Origin of the sequence: Microbispora sp. NBC_01389, assembly GCF_045040095.1 — a bacterium.
Taxonomy (GTDB): Bacteria; Actinomycetota; Actinomycetes; order Streptosporangiales; family Streptosporangiaceae; genus Microbispora.
In genome coordinates, this window is the sequence record NZ_CP109552.1 from 641,456 (window position 1) to 658,435 (window position 16,980).

Sequence of the window (16,980 nt, forward strand, 5' to 3'; positions counted from 1 at the left end):
CGTGAAGACCGACATCCTGGAGATCGCCCGCGTCCAGGTTCTCGACGAGGGCAGAGGGCTCGACGCGGCGCAGGCGCTGGAGTGCCTGACGCTGCCCGGCGACCGCCTGGCGGACCTGCTCGCCCTGGCGCACGAGGTGCGGATGAAGTGGTGCGGCCCCGAGGTCGAGGTGGAGGGCATCGTCTCGCTCAAGACCGGAGGCTGCCCGGAGGACTGCCACTTCTGCTCGCAGTCCGGGCAGTTCTCCTCCCCGGTCCGCGCGGCCTGGCTCGACATCCCCTCCCTCGTCCAGGCGGCCGTCGAGACGGCGGCGACCGGGGCGACCGAGTTCTGCATCGTGGCCGCCGTACGCGGCCCGGACCGGCGGCTGATGGACCAGGTCCGCGAGGGCGTCCGGGCGATCCGGGAGGCGGTCGAGATCAACGTCGCCTGCTCGCTCGGCATGCTCACCCAGGCGCAGGTGGACGAGCTGGCCGAGATGGGAGTGCACCGCTACAACCACAACCTGGAGACCGCCCGGTCGCACTTCCCCCGCGTCGTCACCACCCACACCTGGGAGGAGCGCTGGGAGACCTGCCTCATGGTCCGGGAGGCGGGCATGGAGCTGTGCTGCGGCGGCATCGTCGGCATGGGCGAGACGCCGGAGCAGCGGGCCGAGTTCGCCGCCCAGCTCGGCGAGCTGGCGCCGGACGAGGTGCCGCTCAACTTCCTCAACCCCCGGCCGGGCACGCCGTTCGCCGATGCTCCGCTGCTCGACGGCGGCGATGCGCTGAAGACGATCGCCACGTTCCGCCTCGCCCTGCCGCGCACCATCCTGCGGTACGCCGGAGGCCGCGAGCTGACCCTCGGCGACCTCGGCACGAGGGAGGGCATGCTGGGCGGGATCAACGCCGTCATCGTCGGCAACTACCTCACCACCCTCGGCCAGGCGCCCGAGCGTGACCTGGAGCTGCTCGCCGATCTCAAGATGCCCATCAAGGCGCTCTCCCAGACGCTCTGATCGGGCTTATCCGGAGCGGCAGCGGGCATCAGCGGAGGTGACCGACGTTCTCCCGTGGCTGGAGGGCATTGGCCGTCCGTCCGTTCGCAAAAGTGACCGACTGGTAGGTTTCACCCTATGGAGTCCCCCAAACACGCAGGCGACATCGCCGTCGCCGTCTCCCAGGCCTACGGCGTGGACACCATGTTCACGCTCTCCGGCGGGCACGTCTTCCCCCTCTACGACGGGGCCGTCCATCAGAACATGCGCATCCTCGACGTGCGCCACGAGCAGAGCGCGGTGTTCGCGGCCGAGGCGACGGCCAGGCTGACCCGAAGGCCCGGCCTCGCGGTGCTCACCGCGGGCCCCGGTGTCACCAACGGCGTCTCGGGGGTCGCGACCGCCCACTTCAACGGCTCCCCGGTCGTCGTCCTCGGCGGGCGCGCCCCGCGCTCGCGCTGGGGCTCCGGGGCGCTGCAGGAGATGGACCATCCCCCTCTGTTTGAGACCATCACCAAGCTCGCCTTCACCGGCTCGGGCGCGGACTCCATCGGCCAGGACGTGGAGATGGCCTTCCGGACCGCACTCGCGCCGCACCGGGGCCCGGTGTTCCTGGACGTCCACATGGACGACCTGTTCGGGCCGTCGGCCGAGTACGACTCGGAGACGCTGACCCCGTCGCCGCTGGAGCCCGACCCCGACGCGCTCGCCGGCATCGCGCGACTGATCGCCGAGGCGGAGCGTCCGCTGCTCGTGCTGGGCTCGGACGTGTGGATGGACCGCGCGGAGGAGGCGGCGCGGGACTTCGCCGAGGAGTGGCGCCTGCCGGTCGTGCCCAACGGCCAGGGGCGGGGCATCCTGCCCGCCGGGCACGAACTGCTCGTCACCCGTGCCCGCGGCCTCGCGTTCAGCCAGGCCGACCTGGTCGTCGTCGTCGGCACCCCGCTCGACTTCCGCCTCGCGTACGGCTGGTTCGGCGGCAAGGAGGGCGCGCCGCTGGCCCGGGTGGTCCACATGGTCGACGCGCCTTCCCAGCTCGCGACCCACACCGGCCTGTCGGGCTCGGCGTCGGGCGACCTGTCCCTCCTCTTCTGGGGCCTCGGCGCCGCGTGCGGCACCGCCGGGGTGAACCCCAAGGCGTACGCGCCCTGGGTGACCAGGCTGGGCGAGACGGCGGCGGCGGCGATCGCCGAGGACGCGCCGCTGCTGGAGTCGGCCGCCGACCCGATCCACCCCATGCGCATCTACGGCGAGCTGAACAAGGTGCTCGCCGACGACGCGGTGGTGATCGGCGACGGCGGCGACTTCGTCTCCTACGCCGGCAAGTACGTCGAGCCGCGCCGCCCGGGCAGCTGGCTCGACCCCGGGCCGTACGGCTGCCTCGGCACCGGGCTCGGCTACTCCATCGCGGCCCGGCTGGCCCGGCCCTCGTCGCAGGTCGTGCTGCTGCTCGGCGACGGCGCCGCGGGCTTCTCGCTGATGGACGTCGACACGCTGGTCAGGCACCGGCTGCCGGTCGTCATGATCTGCGGCAACAACGGCATGTGGGGGCTGGAGAAGCACCCCATGCAGATGCTGTACGGCTACGACGTGGCGGCCGAGCTCCAGCCGCAGTGCCGCTACGACCAGGTCGTGACCGCGCTCGGCGGCGGCGGGGAACTGGTCACGTCGCCGGACGAGATCGGCCCGGCGCTGCGCCGCGCCTTCGACTCCGGCGTGCCCTACCTGGTGAACATCGCGACCGACCCGGCCGTCGCCTACCCGCGCACCACCTCCGGCGTCTGACGGGCATGAAAAGACCCCGCCCGCCACGCGGCGGGCGGGGCGGGACCGTCAGGGGGCGGGCGTACGGCTCGCGGACGGGCTCGGCTCGGCGCTGGGCGAGGCCGACGGGCAGGGCAGCAACTCCACCACGAACTTGACCACCGAGCCCTCGGGCTTCCTCGTCCCGGCGGCGGGGCTCTGGCTGACGACGAGGCCCCGGCACTTGCCCTCCCCCGTCGTGGTGCCGGCGGGCTTGAAACCCATCTTGTTGATCCGCGCCAGCGCGACGCCCTCGGTCACCTTCACGACGGACGGGACCTCGACGAGATCCTCGGCCGGGCTCGGCGACGGCGACGGCGAGGGAGAGGCGGACGGGCTCGGCGACGGAGTGGGCGTCGGGGTCGGCGTCGGCCGGGACGAACTGGGCAGCACCTGCGGCACGGACACCACCGGCGTGGGCGTCCTGCGGATGCGGGAACGGGACGGCGACGGGCTGGGCGTGGGGGTCTCCACGAGGAGGGACCCCGCGGCCGAGGGGGCGGGCGTGCCGGACCCGGCCGAGGCCATGTTGATCCCCAGGACCACCAGAGCCCCGACGACGGCGACCCCCGCCACTCCGGCCGCGAGCGGCAGCCCGCGGCCCCGCCGGGACCGCTGGGCGGCGTCTCTGGCCGCCGCGCGCCGCGACGTCCGGGTGCCCTGCTGCGGCGTCGCGACGGTCGCCGGCGGCACGGCCGGGGCGTCGTCCCACGACTCGCGGGTGACGCGGTAGGTGTGGCCGGTGGAGGAGACCGGTTCGGGTCCGCCCGGGTAGGGGCTCGCCTGGGTCGCCGCCGGCGAGCCGGGGACGGCCATCGCCCGGGAGACAAGGCCGGACATGCCGGCGCCGGTCACCGCGGCACCGGGTATTCCGGCACCGGGCAGCACGGCCTGGCGGGCCGCCTGGCTCATCGTCGAGGCCGACGGCCAGCGGCGCGCCGGGTCCTTGAACATGGCCCGCTCGACGACGGCCCGCACCGCGGGCGGCACGTCCGGCGGCAGCGGCGGCGGCTCCTCGCGGATGTGCTTGAGCGCGATCGTCACCGGCGATTCGCCGTCGAAGGGGCGCTGCCCGGCCAGGCACTCGTACGCCACCACGCCCAGGGCGTAGATGTCGACGGCGGGGGTGACCGGAGCGCCCTCCGCCTGCTCGGGGGCGCAGTAGGCCGCGGTGCCGAGCACCATGCCCGCGTCGGTGAGACGGCTGCCCGAGTCGGCGCGGGCGATGCCGAAGTCGGTGAGCACCAGCGTGCCGTCCGGGCGGACGAGCAGGTTGCCGGGCTTGATGTCCCGGTGCACGATCCCCCGCTCGTGCACGGCCTGCAGCGCGGAGGCGGCCTGCGCGATGAGTTCCATCGCGGGCTCGGGGCCGATGCGGCCGATCCGGGTCAGCAGGCGGTCGAGCGGCTCGCCGTCCACGAACCGCATCACGAGGTACGCCGTGGAGCCGTCGCCGGGGACGTCGGTCACGCCGTAGTCGTAGACGTCGACGACGCCGGGGTGATTGACGGTCGCCATCGCCCGCGCCTCGCCCTGGAAGCGCACCGCGAATCCGGGGTCGTCGAGGCGGCCGGGGAGCAGCACCTTGACCGCGACCGTGCGCGCGAGGACAGTGTCCTCACCACGCCACACTTCGCCCATGCCCCCGGCGCCGAGCCGAGCGTCCAACCGGTAGCGCCCGGCCAGGGTCATCCCTTGGGCCACCATTTGCGCCCCGTACCCCCTAAGTCACTCGACCCCCGAAGGTGTCCAACAAAGCAGGCTCGCGTCGCGGGAAGATAACGACAGGATCACGGAACCCTGTTAGGCGAGGGCTCCGGGCTCGGGGGCCGGATGTCGAGCTTACCGGTTATCCGCCCCTGACACCGTGCACCGAGCACCGGGCCGACCAGTTCCTGGGCGTCACCTGGACGACCAGTCGCCGGCCGCACTGCGGGCAGTAGCGCGGTGGCTCCATCTCCCTCGCGGCCGGGCAGGCCGCGTGATCACCGTCTCCGGCCGGACGGCCGCAGTGATCGCAGAAGAGGTCCACGGTGCATCACCCTAGCCGGTGGCCGCCTGCTCTTCCCCCTCCTTGAGACATCGCCGTCCGAGACATCGCCGTCCGAGACGCCGCTTCCCTGCACACCGTCTCCCGGGACGCCGCTTACTCGGACACCGCTCTCTAAGACGTCTCCGCGCCGCGAAAAGTTGCGACCGCCTCCGATCGGAGGGCGAACCAATAGGCTGACGGCATGAGTCTCGCTCCGGGTCTGCGCGCCGAGGTCCGCATCGTGGTGAAGCACGAGGACACGGCCATCCAGGTCGGCAGCGGCGACGTGCCGGTGCTGGGAACGCCCCGGCTGCTCTCGTTCGCCGAGGGCGCCACGGTCGAGGCCGTCCAGCGGCACCTGGAGCCCGGGCAGACCTCGGTGGGGACCAGGGTGCTGATCGAGCACCGCCTGCCCAGCCCCGTCGGCACGCACGTCGAGATCGCCGCCGAGCTCACGGAGGTGGACGGCAGGCGGCTCGTCTTCTCCGTCAGCGCCGCCGACGAGGCCGGCGCCCTGGTGGCCACCGGCACGATCGAGCGGGTCGTCGTCGACCGCGAGCGCTTCCTCGCCCGCCTCTGAGCCCATCTCTGAGCCCGTCTCCGAACCGCCCGCCGCGCCGCCCGATCAGGTCAGCCGATCAGCTCACCCGATCAGCTCACTCGACCAGCTCACTCGACCACGGCGATGAGGTCGCCCTCCTGGACGACGTCGCCCTCCTTGACCTGGAGCTTGGTGACGGTCCCCGGGTCCTCGGCGAGGACCGGGATCTCCATCTTCATCGACTCCAGGATCACCAGCGTGTCGCCCTCGTCGACGACGTCGCCCTCGCTCACGACGATCTTCCAGACGTTCGCCACCATCTCGGCGTGTACCTCGGCCACCCGGACACTCCCCTCAACACGATTCAGCAGATCAGGATTTTCTCATCCGGGAGACCAGACCGGTGTCGTAGTCCCCGCTCACGAACTCGGGATGATCGAGCAGTTCGGCGCAGAAGGGAAGGTTGTGCTTGGGGCCCTCGATACGGAACGCGCCGACGGCCTCCCGCCCCCGCTCCAGCGCCTCCTCGCGGGTGGCGCCGGTGACGCAGAGCTTGGCCATCAGCGGGTCGTAGAACGGCGTGACCGTGTTGCCCGCCGTGTAGCCCGAGTCGACGCGCACCCCCTCGCCCTCCGGCTCCTCCCACACACCGATCCTGCCAGGGCCGGGCAGGAACCGGCGGGGGTCCTCGGCGTACACGCGGAACTCGATCGCGTGGCCGCTGCTGCGCGGCTCGACGGAGTAGACCTCCCCGGCGGCGATCCGGATCTGGTGCTCCACCAGGTCGAGGCCGGTGACCAGCTCGGTGACGGGGTGCTCCACCTGGAGGCGGGTGTTCATCTCCAGGAAGACGAAGTCCTGGGCGTCGGCGTCCACCAGGCACTCGACCGTGCCGGCGCCGCGGTAGGCCACCGCCTCCCCCGCCCGTACGGCCGCGGCGAGCATCCGCTCACGCAGCTCCGGGGTGACGCCGGGGGACGGGCTCTCCTCCACGACCTTCTGGTGCCGCCGCTGGACCGAGCAGTCCCGCTCGCCCAGCGCGACCACCGTGCCGTCGGCGAGGCCGAGGATCTGCACCTCGACGTGCCTGGCCCGCTCGACGTACCGCTCCAGCAGGATGGCCGGCTCGCCGCCGAACCGGGCGGCCGCCCGGCAGGCCTGCTCGAACGCCTTCGCCAGCGAGTCGTCGTCGCGGGCGACGCCCATGCCGATCCCGCCGCCCCCGCCGGACGCCTTGACCATGACGGGGTAGCCGATCTCCTTGGCGGCCCGCTCGGCCTGCGCGAGGTCGGACACCGGTTCCCTGGTCCCGGCCGCGACCGGGACGCCCGCCGCCTCCATCAGGTTCCGGGCGTTGATCTTGTCGCCCATCCGCTCGACGGCCTCGGGGTCCGGGCCGATCCAGACGAGCCCGGCGTCGATCACCGCGCGGGCGAACGCGGCGTTCTCCGCGAGAAACCCGTAACCGGGGTGGACCGCCCGCGCTCCCGTCGTACGGGCGGCCTGGAGGACCTTGTCGATGTCGAGATAGCTCTGGGCCGGGTGCGCCGGGCCGAGGAGCACGGCGTCGTCCGCCTCGCGGACGAACGGCAGGTCGGCGTCCGCCTCGGAGTGGACCGCGACCGCGCGCAGCCCCATTCCCCGGACCGTACGGATGATCCGCCGGGCTATTTCCCCGCGATTGGCGATCAGAACTGAGTCGAGCACGCAGCCAACTCTAGGGGGATCACCCGCCCGGTTCCCCCCGCCCGTTCCGACTGAACCCGGCGGGCGAATCTGTAGGGTCGCGACAACGATGATGTCATCGGCGTGCCGCCGGCGGTGCCGCGGTGTTACGTCTGCTACAACCGGGTAACGCGCACGAGCCGGTCGACGACGCGCGCCAGGGCCTCCACCACACCGGGATCGTAGGCCGAGCCGCCGTCGAGGCGCAGCCGCTCCAGAGCGGCCGCCGCCCTGTCGCGGTCGGTCGATCCGCCCACCAGGTCGTCGTAGGCGTTCGCGGCCCTGATGATCCGGCTGGCCGTCGGGGGCGACTCGCCGACCGTGTCGCACTGCCGCCGGACGATCTCCGCAACGCCGTGCAGCACGCCGGTCTTCCTGATCACCTCGGCGCCGAGGCCGGCGATCCGCCGGGCCTGGTCGGCGTCGGCCAGCACCGTGGCCCCGCCGGGGATCGGATCGCGCAGCGAGAGCTGGCCGATGTCGTGCATGAGCGCGGCGTACTCCAGCTCCAGCAGCTGTGGCTCCGACATGCCGAGTTCCCGCCCGACGGCGACCGACAGGCGGCTGACGCGGCGCGAGTGGCCCGGCTCCACGTATCCGCCGACCTCGGTGACCCGGCTCAGCGCGCGCACGGTCTGCAGGTAGGTCGCCCTGATTCCGGCGTACTTGCGGAAGGCCACCTGCGTGACGAGCAGCGGCGCGGCGAACGCGGGCAGGGCGGTCATGTCCATGCTGTGCGAGGCGAGCGCGAGCAGGATGCCCGACGCCGCGACGGCGGCGCCGAGCGGCGCGGCCATCCTGATCTCGTCGCGCACGGCGACGGCGAACGCCGTCCTGACCTGGTTGGCCCGGAGCAGGGCCGCGATCACCACGTCGGCCACGAGCATGACCGTGACCAGCACGGCCATCACCCCGAGCGCGGGCCACCAGTTGCCCTCGCCGGTGGCCCGGGCGATCGCCTCCAGCGAGCCGGTCAGCGGCCGGTAGGCGAACGCGAGCAGCGACCCGGCGAGCAGCCTGCGGGCCATCGCGTCGAGGCGCGGCGGCCGGCCGACCGCCAGATGCGGCAGCCCGCCGGCGATCATGCCGACCGACATCACCGCCACGACCTCCAGGGCCGAGTGGCCCGCGGGCCGCCCGCCCACGTCGAGCAGCAGGGCGTAGCCGAGGGAGGCCGCGGTGGAGATCGGCGCGACCTCGCGGTTGCCCGGCATGGTGAGCCGGGCCAGCTCGCCGGCCGCGACGAGCGCGCCGAACCCGATGGCGACCCGCGCGTCGGTCAGTCCGTGCGCCGCGGTGTGGGCGATCCCCGCGACGGTCAGCATCCCGGCCGCGCAGATCAGCAGGAGCTGACCCGAGTCGAGCCCCAGTTGCGCGGTGGCCGGCCTGCGTGTCCTCACCGCTCCGACACCACCTGGATCGGGGTCGTCGGGTCGTCGTGGTCCTTGGCCGTGGTCTCCACGGCGGCGTCGTCCGGCGGGACGGGTGCCGGCTGGGCCGGCTGCCACCCGTGCCGGTCGAGCGCCCGGACGAACCGGGCCACCATGTCGGGGTCGAACTGCGTCCCCGCGTTCCTGCGCAGCTCGGCCACCGCGACCTCGATCGGCTTGGCCTTCCGGTACGAACGGTCGGAGGTCATGGAGTCGAAGGCGTCGGCCACCGCGATGATCCGGGCGAACTCCGGGATCTCGGACCCGGCGAGCCCCATCGGGTAGCCCTTGCCGTCGTGCCGTTCGTGGTGGTGCATGATCCCGGCGAAGGCCTCGTCGAGGAAGTCGATGCCCCGCACGATCTCCAGCCCTCGCATCGGGTGCAGCTGGATCGCGGCGTACTCCTCCTCGGTGAGCCGGCCCTCCTTCTGCAGCACCTTGGTGGGCACGCCGAGCTTGCCGACGTCGTGCAGCATCCCGGCGTACCGGATCGCGCGCAGCCGCTCGGTGCCCATGCCGATCTCCTCGGCGATCATGGACGAGGCCGCGGAGACCCGCGTGCAGTGCCCGCGCGTGTAGTAGTCCTTGGTCTCCACCGCCTGGCACAGCGCCGCGATGGTCGCGTCGTACGCGCGCTGCTCGGCGTGGTAGTGCCCGAGCGCCCACCGCGCCACGAACAGCGGCAGCAGCACGAGCACGGCGGAGATCGACTGTACGGTCGACCACAGGGCCGCGATCAGCAGGCCGAAGGTGGCGAAGCCGACGTAGGAGCTGAGGAACTGCACCATCACGCGGAGCGAGACCTGGTCGCGGTGCACCACGGCGGCGAGCCGCAGGATGACCGCCGTGAGCGCGAAGTTCATGGCGACGAAGGCCGCCGTCGCGGCGGCGTACGGCACGAGGACGCCCGGGAAGTCGGCCGGTTCGGGCAGCCCGGGCACCCCGCCCGCGCTCTCGTAGGCCCATCCGGCGGCGTATCCGCACAATGCGTACTGCGCGCCGTTGAACAGCCGCTTCACCAGTTGCAGGCCGGGGCGGGCGCTCACCACCGCGGCCAGCCCCACCAGGGCGGCCCCCTCCGGGCCGACGAGCACCACGGCGGCCAGGGCGGCGGAGAAGCTCACCGACACGGCGACGTTCGGCACGCTGAGCAGCGTCGGCACCGACTCGCACAGCAGGAACAGCAGCGCGAGGACGAGGAGCGTCGACCAGTCCTCCGGCGCGAGCCCGTGCCGGGCGAGCAGGCCGCGCGCGATCACGACGCCGGCGGTCCCGACGAGCGCGGCGAAATAGACCCTGGCGGGCCACGGAAGTTCCCGCATTGGCGGCCACCTCGAATGCGGATCGGACCTGTGGGCCGGCCGTCCGTGACCGGCCCACAGGCAGTGACTACGTCCAGGAGATCCCCGGGGTGCCGGCAGCGAGGCCGACCAGAGCGACCACCGGAGTGAGCAGCGCCAGCGCCACTGTCAGCCTGACGACGGTCTTCCCAAACATTGCGCCGCCTCCACGTCGATTGCGCCCTCAGGCTACAGAAGGGGCGCGGGCCGGGCCGGGATGTCGCGACCATCGCAGCCAAAACGTAACCAAGCAATCACACCCCGTGCAATTGCGGGAGTTCGAGACGGTCAGGCCGATGTCTCGCGGGCCCATTCGACGGTGGCCTTCAGGCCGGTGGCCAGGTCGTGGCGGGGCCGCCAGCCGAGGCCGTCGAGCGCGGGCGCGGGGTCGACGGCCATGTCGGGGAGGTCGCCGAGCCGCGGAGGCTCGAAGCGCGGCTCGTCGGGGACGCCCGCCGCCGCCGCGACCAGCGTGTGCAGCTCCCGGTCGGTGGTCCGCACACCGGTGCCGAGGTTGAACCGGCGGCCGTCGCCGCCGGTGCCGCAGGCGCGGGCGAAGCCGTCCACCACATCGTCCACGAACACGTAGTCGCGGGTCTGGGCGCCGTCGCCGTACACGACCGTGGGTTTCCCGGTCAGCAGGGCGTCGGTGAAGATGGCGACCACCCCGGCCTCGCCCTCGGGCGACTGGCGCGGCCCGTAGACGTTCGACAGCACGAGCGCGGTGTATTCGAGGCCGTGCAGCGCGCGGTAGGTCGCGAGGTAGAGCTCGCCGCCGAGCTTGGAGGCGGCGTACGGCGAACGGGGATCGGCGGGCGCGTCGCCGGGGACCGGGATGACGGCCGGCCTGCCGTAGACCGCCACCGAGGAGGCGTAGACGACCTTGCGGGCACCGGCGCGGCGGGCGGCCTCCAGGACGTTCACCGTGCCCTCGACGTTGACCGAGGCGTCGGTCAGCGGGTCGGCGACGCTCCTGCGCACGCTGATCTGCGCGGCGAGGTGACAGACGACCTCCGGCCGCCAGCGCTCGGCGACCTCCGCGAGCGCGGGGTCGCGCACGTCCATCACGTGCAGGGGGGCGCCGGGGTCGCGCGTGTGCCCGGACGACAGGTCGTCCACCACCGCGACCTCGTGGCCGTCCGCGAGCAACCGGTCGACGAGGGTCGACCCGATGAAACCCGCTCCGCCCGTGACCAGCGCACGCATGCTCCGCCCCCTCCCGGCCCCGTACGGGGAAGATCCTAACGGGCCGCGTCGCGACCCGGGCCCTCGAACTGCCCGGGAGGACTCGGCCTATTCGGCCATCTCGGCGCGTACCTGCTGGATGCGGGACAGGACCCTGGCCCGGAGGTCCTGCGGCACGGGGTCGCACCCGCAGTGCCTGGCCACCAGTCGCTTGACCGCCTCTTCGAGGCCGTACTCCTCAAGACAGGGGCCGCACTCGTCGAGGTGCTTCCTGATCTCGGCGATCCGGTCGTTGTCGAGCTCGCCGTCCAGGTAGGTGTAGACCTTGTCGAGCACCTCTCCACACGGCGTGTTGTGGTGTTTCCCGCAGCTCATCGCTCCTCCTCGCCAACCGTCCCGCCCTGATGCGCGCCGCGGGAGTCCGGCCGTACGAGGCCGCGCTCGCGCGCGTAGTCCTCGAGCTGGTTGCGGAGCTGCCGGCGGCCGCGGTGGAGGCGCGACATCACGGTCCCGATGGGCGTGCCCATGATCTCGGCGATCTCCTTGTACGGGAAGCCCTCCACGTCCGCCAGGTAGACGGCGATGCGGAACTCCTCGGGAAGCGCGGCGAGAGCATCCTTCACGTCACTGTCGGGAAGATGCTCAAGCGCCTCGATCTCGGCCGACTTCAGCCCGCTGGACGTGTGCGACTCCGCCCGCGCCAGCTGCCAGTCCTCGATCTCCTCGGTGCCCGCCTGCTTGGGCTCCCGCTGCTTCTTCCGATAGCTGTTGATGAAGGTGTTGGTGAGGATGCGGTAGAGCCAGGCCTTGAGGTTCGTCCCCTCCTGGAACTGGTGGAAGGAGGCGAAGGCCTTGGCGAAGGTCTCCTGCAGGAGGTCCTCCGCATCCGCTGCGTTACGGGTCATCCGGAGCGCGGCGGAGTAGAGCTGGTCGAGAAACGGCAAGACGTCGCGCTCGAACCGCTCGCTGCGCTGCTCCAGAGTCTCCTCGGCTGTCTTGGAGACCGGACCCACCCCCTTCAGGACGCCGTACCCAGCCGAGGATACCGGTCCGCCCAGGCCGGGCCAGTCGAGGCCTTCTGACAGCACCAACGTCTTCATGCACAACTGCAACAGGGCGGGCGTAGAGTCTGTTCCCGGTGCAGTTTGAGGTGACGAACGACCCGGTGCGGGGAAAAAACCAGGCACCGGCGAGGGAGTGTCCGGCCAGTGCCGTCCGTCGCGTGCGGGTGCCGGACACGACCGAGGTGGCCCGGAGACCGAGTTTCGCCGTTCCACGCGCGTGCGCGGGGACGGCCAGAGTGCAGGAGCCGCTCGTGCTGCCTATACCGGCCAACGAACTCAACGGCCCGGGCACACTCGGGCCGTACTGGACCTTCTACCACGCGGTGGTCGCCGAGCAGCTCCGGCGGTGGCTGCCCGCCCGCCCCTCCCTGCTGCTGGACCTGTCCGGCGGACGGGGGCGGTGGCCGGCCCAGGCGGCGCGCGCCGGGCACCGCGTGGTCGAGGTCGTGGACTTCCGCCGGCAGGGGGATCCGTGGCTGCGCGACGCCTCCGAGCGCATCCAGAAGGTGCGCGCCGACGATCTGGGCTTCCTGCCCGACGGCAGCGTGGACGGCGTCATCGCCGAGGAGCGCGTGCTGTCGGTCGAGATCATGGCGGAGTCGGTCGTCGAGGACGTCGCCAGGGTGCTGCGGCCCGGCGGGCGAGCGCTGCTCTGCGTCGACTCGCTGGTTCTCGGGATGGCGATCCTGGCCGAGCAGAACTACTGGGCGCACCTGTGCCAGACCGGGGAGGTCATGCTGATCCCCTGGCCGGACGGCAGCATCACCCGCTGCTTCACCACCCAGCAGGTGCGCGAGCTGGTCACCGGCGCCGGGCTGGAGGTCGAGTGGGTGCGCCCGCGCACCGTGCTGTCCCCGTCCACCGTGGACCACGTGCTGAGCTCGGAGAGCAGGTCGCTGTCCTGGCTGGTGCGCACCGAGCTCGAAACCCAGGCGGACGGCGAAGACACGGTGGGGATCCACCTGGTGGCCAGCGTGCGCAAGCCGTCCTGAGCACCTGGAACGATCAGCCGACCGATCAGCCGACCGATCAGCCGACCGGGTCGGCCGGTCAGCGCCGGCGTTCGGCCCGGGACTGGCACTGCACGCAGCGCGCCGCCTCGGGGCGGGCCTCCAGCCTGCCCTCCGGCACGGCCGACCCGCAGTCGGCGCACCGCCCGTAACCGCCGTCGTCCAGCCGGCGCAGCGCGGCGAGCACGGCCGTACGCTGCCGGGCCGCGGCGTCGAGCATCGCCCGGGCGCGGTCGGCGTCGGTGAGGCCGGCCCCCGCGTCCGCGGAGGACCCGCCGTGCCGGTCGCCGTGCCCGTCCGTGCCCGCACGCAGCACGCCGATCGACCGGTCGAGCTCGTGCAGCATGCTTTCCAGGCGCATACGCGCGGTCGCGACATCCACGAATCCGCACCTCCGGGAGTGGGGAGTCATCCGCCCAGGAGCCCCCGGTCTCCCGGTCGGTCAGCGGCCGGTCACTTTCCGTGCGACCGCCTTTCCCGAACGGATTCCCACTTCGCGCGCCGCTTACACCCTTCAGAAGAGCTTGGGGACGTCGTCCCCTTCCAGGGGCTCGACGAGTTCGGGGCCGTTGTGGCGGACGTTGTTCACGACGTCGGACACGGCGTAGGCCTCCAGCCGGTCCGGGCCGGCCGGGACGAGGAGCCCGGTGGGATCGGTGACGCCGGGGTCGAGCCACTCCGCCCAGCGCTCCCGCTCGACCATCATCGGCATGCGGTCGTGGATACGGCCCAGCCGGTCCTCCGCCGTGGTGGTGATCACGGTGCAGGTGCACAGCCATTTCAGCGGGTCGTCGTCCGCCCGGCCGGGGTCCTTCCAGAACTCGTACAGCCCGGCCATCGCGAGCACGCCTCCGTCGGCCGGGTGGATGAAGAAGGGCTGCTTCCTCTTCCCCTCGACCGGCATCCACTCGTAGTAGCCGTCCGCCGGCAGCAGGCAGCGGCGCGACTTCAGCGCCCTGCGGTAGGACGGCTTCTCCGCCACCGTCTCCACCCGGGCGTTGATCATCCGGGAGCCGACGGACGGGTCCTTGGCCCAGCTCGGCACGAGCCCCCACCGGACCAGCCGGAGCTGCCGCACCGCCTGGTCGCCGGCGCTCTCGCCGCCCTCGTCCTTCGGCACCCGGCACATCACCGCGTAAACGTTCTTGGTGGGCGCGACGTTGTAGTCGGGCCGCAGCTCCTGGTCGGGCACGCCGTCCAGTTCGACCTCGAACTCCTCCAGCAGCTCCTGCTTCTTGCGCGCCGACGCGTACCTCCCGCACATGCCATCAAGACTGGCACAAGGACCGCGGTCCCGGCGGGCTCCGCGCGGCGTACGGCCGCCGGAGAGGGTCCCGATAAGCTTGCCGGCATGGCCTCTCCGCAGTCCGCGCCCGGCGGCGCCGAGCCGCATGCCACCCGTCAGCACAGCCAGCAGCACAGTGAGCAGCACAGTGAGCAGCACAGTGAGCACGGCGCCGCCGCACCGCTCTGGCCCGCCCCGGTGGCCGCCGGGCCGGTCCGCGCGACGGTGCGCCTGCCCGGTTCGAAGTCGGTGACCAACCGCGCGCTGGTGCTCGCCGCGCTGGCCGACGCCCCCGGCACCGTACGGCTCGCGCTGCGCAGCCGCGACGCCGACCTCATGGCGGCGGCGCTGCGCGCGCTCGGCGCCGAGATGACACCGTCCAACGAGAGCGCCGACAGCGTGGACTGGGCCGTGACCCCCCGGCCCGTACGCGGCGGGGTGTCGATCGACACCGGGCTGGCCGGGACCGTGATGCGGTTCGTGCCGCCGGTCGCCGCGCTCGCCGACGGGCCGGTCTTCTTCGACGGCGACCCGCACGCGCGCAAGCGGCCGATGGGCCCGATCCTCGGCGCGCTCCGCGCGCTCGGCGCCGCGGTCGAGGGCGACGCGCTGCCGTTCACGATCCGCGGGCCGATCTCGGGCGGGGAGGTCGTCCTCGACGCGTCCGTCTCCTCCCAGATGGTCTCGGGCCTGCTGCTGGCCGGCGCGCGCTTCGAGAAGGGCGTGACCGTGCGGCACGACGGCCCGCCCGTCCCCTCGATGCCGCACATCGAGATGACCGTGCAGATGCTGCGCCGGGCCGGGGTCGAGGTGGACGACACCGCGACCGACGTGTGGCGGGTGCAGGCCGGGCCGGTCCGGGCCGGGGAGGTCACGGTCGAGCCCGACCTGTCCAACGCCGCGCCGTTCCTCGCGGCCGCCCTGGTCACCGGCGGCGCCGTCGTCGTGCCGGACTGGCCGGAGGAGACGACGCAGGGCGGCGACGCGCTGCGCGGGCTGCTCGCCGAGATGGGCGCGCGGGTCGAGCGGGTGCCGGAGGGCCTGCGGGTGACGGGCACCGGATCGCTGCGCGGCATCGACGCCGACCTGCGGGACGTCAGCGAGCTCACGCCCACGATCGCGGCGCTCGCCGCGCTGGCCGAGGGCCCCTCCCGCATCAGGGGCGTCGCGCACATCCGGGGACACGAGACCGACCGGATCGCCGCGCTCGCGACGGAGATCAACCGGCTGGGCGGCGACGCCCGGGAGACCGACGACGGCCTGGACATCCGTCCCCGGCCGCTGACCGGCGGCGTCTTCCACTCCTACGCCGACCACCGCATGGCCACGGCGGGCGCCGTCATCGGCCTGGTCGTGCCGGGCGTCGAGGTCGAGGACATCGCGACGACCGCCAAGACGCTGCCCGAGTTCCCCCGCATGTGGGCCGCGATGCTGGGCAGCGAAGGCCTCAGCGAGGGCCTCGGCGGGGGGCGCTGATGATGGCACCGGGACGATCGGGGCACGGGAACTGAGCAGACGACGCTACGACGAGGACGACGTCAGGGTCAGGCCGGGCAAGGGCTCGCGGCCCCGGACGCGGATCAGGCCTGCCCACAGCGAGGCGGTCGAGGGCTTCGTGGTGGCCGTCGACCGCGGGCGTTACACCTGCCTGGTCGGCCAGGGCGTGCCCGGCACCGAGCCGTCCGGCCGGCGGAGGGGCGAGCGGAAGGGCGAACGGACGCTCGTTGTCGCGATGAAGGCGCGTGAGCTCGGCCGCAAGGGCATCGTCGTGGGCGACCGCGTCGCTCTGGTGGGCGACGTGACGGGGCAGCCCGACACGCTGGCGCGCGTCGTCCGCGTCGAGGAGCGGTCGTCGATGCTGCGCCGCAGCGCCGACGACACCGACGACATCGAGCGGCCCATCGTCGCCAACGCCGACCAGCTGGTGATCGTCACCGCGCTCGCCGATCCTCCGCCGCGTCCCCGGATGATCGACCGGATGCTCGTCGCGGCCTTCGACGCCGACATCGAGCCGCTGCTGTGCCTCACCAAGTCGGATCTCGCCCCCGCCGCCGGCCTCGTGGCGTCGTACGAGCCCCTCGGCGTGCCGTACGTCGTCGTCCGCAGGGGCGGCGCGCTCGACGACCTGGCGGCGGCGCTCGCGGACCGGATCAGCGTGCTGGTCGGTCACTCGGGCGTCGGCAAGTCGACCCTGGTCAACGCGTTGGTGCCGCACGCCCACCGGGCGGTGTCCCATGTCAACGCGGTCACCGGCCGGGGCCGGCACACCTCCACCTCGGCGGTCGCGCTGGAGCTGCCCGAGGGCGGCTGGATCATCGACACGCCGGGGGTGCGCAGCTTCGGGCTCGCCCACGTCTCGGTGGAGACCGTGCTCGCGGCGTTCCCCGATCTCGTGGACGCCTCGGCCGGCTGCCCCAAGGGTTGCATCCATCTCGGGGACGACTGCGCGCTCGTGGGCTACGTCGCCGAGGGGCACGCCGACCCCGTGCGCCTGGAGTCGCTGCGGCGGCTGCTCGCCAGCCGCGAGGGCGCCTCCGAAGAGGACAGAGGCGAGGACAGAGGCGAGGAGCGGGACGAGGCCTGAAT

Annotated in this window: 16 protein-coding genes; 6 read left to right on the forward strand and 10 right to left on the reverse strand. The window is 72.8% G+C overall.

Annotation, left to right across the window (positions count from 1 at the left end; genetic code table 11):
- Window position 1 precedes the first annotated feature (1 nt).
- Window positions 2-1,000, forward strand: coding sequence for a biotin synthase BioB (bioB, locus tag OG344_RS02975; RefSeq protein ID WP_405086873.1), 999 nt, complete (start codon window positions 2-4; stop codon window positions 998-1,000).
- Window positions 1,001-1,117: 117 nt separating this feature from the next.
- Window positions 1,118-2,764 carry an acetolactate synthase gene (locus OG344_RS02980; RefSeq protein ID WP_405086874.1) on the forward strand — a complete coding sequence of 549 codons (1,647 nt, stop codon included), beginning with the start codon at window positions 1,118-1,120 and terminating at the stop codon, window positions 2,762-2,764.
- Between the two features lie 48 nt (window positions 2,765-2,812).
- Here the strand turns inward: OG344_RS02980 and OG344_RS02985 are convergent, their stop codons facing one another.
- Window positions 2,813-4,489 (reverse strand): serine/threonine protein kinase, encoded by a 1,677-nt coding sequence (locus OG344_RS02985; protein WP_405086875.1) that lies wholly within the window; start codon window positions 4,487-4,489, stop codon window positions 2,813-2,815.
- 527 nt (window positions 4,490-5,016) lie between these two features.
- Here OG344_RS02985 and OG344_RS02990 point away from each other — a divergent pair.
- Window positions 5,017-5,394 (forward strand): thioesterase family protein, encoded by a 378-nt coding sequence (locus OG344_RS02990; protein WP_405086876.1) that lies wholly within the window; start codon window positions 5,017-5,019, stop codon window positions 5,392-5,394.
- A gap of 89 nt (window positions 5,395-5,483) precedes the next feature.
- Here OG344_RS02990 and OG344_RS02995 read toward each other — a convergent pair whose 3' ends face one another.
- The 7 genes from OG344_RS02995 to OG344_RS03025 form a co-directional block, all read right to left on the reverse strand.
- The gene (locus OG344_RS02995) at window positions 5,484-5,696 is read right to left on the reverse strand and encodes a biotin/lipoyl-binding carrier protein (RefSeq protein ID WP_327047715.1); all 213 of its coding nucleotides are present in this window, start codon (window positions 5,694-5,696) and stop codon (window positions 5,484-5,486) included.
- A gap of 31 nt (window positions 5,697-5,727) precedes the next feature.
- Window positions 5,728-7,062 carry an acetyl/propionyl/methylcrotonyl-CoA carboxylase subunit alpha gene (locus tag OG344_RS03000; protein WP_405086877.1) on the reverse strand — a complete coding sequence of 445 codons (1,335 nt, stop codon included), beginning with the start codon at window positions 7,060-7,062 and terminating at the stop codon, window positions 5,728-5,730.
- A gap of 134 nt (window positions 7,063-7,196) precedes the next feature.
- Window positions 7,197-8,480, reverse strand: coding sequence for an HD-GYP domain-containing protein (locus OG344_RS03005; RefSeq protein WP_405086878.1), 1,284 nt, complete (start codon window positions 8,478-8,480; stop codon window positions 7,197-7,199).
- On the reverse strand, window positions 8,477-9,832 hold the full coding sequence (locus OG344_RS03010) for an HD-GYP domain-containing protein (RefSeq protein ID WP_405086879.1): 1,356 nt from the start codon (window positions 9,830-9,832) through the stop codon (window positions 8,477-8,479). The genes OG344_RS03005 and OG344_RS03010 overlap by 4 nt, the downstream gene beginning before the upstream one ends.
- Before the next feature lie 306 nt (window positions 9,833-10,138).
- Complete coding sequence (locus OG344_RS03015) at window positions 10,139-11,056, reverse strand: NAD-dependent epimerase/dehydratase family protein (protein WP_405086880.1); 918 nt, start codon at window positions 11,054-11,056, stop codon at window positions 10,139-10,141.
- 87 nt (window positions 11,057-11,143) lie between these two features.
- Window positions 11,144-11,410 (reverse strand): mycothiol system anti-sigma-R factor, encoded by a 267-nt coding sequence (gene rsrA / locus OG344_RS03020; protein ID WP_405086881.1) that lies wholly within the window; start codon window positions 11,408-11,410, stop codon window positions 11,144-11,146.
- Complete coding sequence (locus OG344_RS03025; protein ID WP_327049440.1) at window positions 11,407-12,048, reverse strand: sigma-70 family RNA polymerase sigma factor; 642 nt, start codon at window positions 12,046-12,048, stop codon at window positions 11,407-11,409. Before OG344_RS03025 ends, rsrA begins: the two co-directional genes overlap by 4 nt.
- A gap of 302 nt (window positions 12,049-12,350) precedes the next feature.
- On the opposite strand from OG344_RS03025, the gene OG344_RS03030 reads away from it, so the two are divergent.
- Complete coding sequence (locus OG344_RS03030) at window positions 12,351-13,091, forward strand: methyltransferase domain-containing protein (protein WP_327047721.1); 741 nt, start codon at window positions 12,351-12,353, stop codon at window positions 13,089-13,091.
- Between the two features lie 58 nt (window positions 13,092-13,149).
- Here the strand turns inward: OG344_RS03030 and OG344_RS03035 are convergent, their stop codons facing one another.
- Both OG344_RS03035 and OG344_RS03040 read right to left on the reverse strand, forming a co-directional pair.
- Entirely contained in the window at window positions 13,150-13,491 is a 342-nt protein-coding gene (locus tag OG344_RS03035; protein WP_405086882.1) for a TraR/DksA family transcriptional regulator, read from the reverse strand.
- A 132-nt stretch (window positions 13,492-13,623) separates the two neighbouring features.
- A complete protein-coding gene (locus tag OG344_RS03040) occupies window positions 13,624-14,373 on the reverse strand; it encodes an SOS response-associated peptidase (protein ID WP_327047723.1) in 750 nt (249 codons plus the stop codon).
- 87 nt (window positions 14,374-14,460) lie between these two features.
- Between OG344_RS03040 and aroA the strand changes: the two genes are divergently transcribed.
- Window positions 14,461-15,870, forward strand: coding sequence for a 3-phosphoshikimate 1-carboxyvinyltransferase (aroA, locus tag OG344_RS03045; protein WP_405086883.1), 1,410 nt, complete (start codon window positions 14,461-14,463; stop codon window positions 15,868-15,870).
- Window positions 15,871-15,901: 31 nt separating this feature from the next.
- Window positions 15,902-16,978 (forward strand): ribosome small subunit-dependent GTPase A, encoded by a 1,077-nt coding sequence (gene rsgA, locus OG344_RS03050; protein WP_405089037.1) that lies wholly within the window; start codon window positions 15,902-15,904, stop codon window positions 16,976-16,978.
- Window positions 16,979-16,980 lie beyond the last annotated feature (2 nt).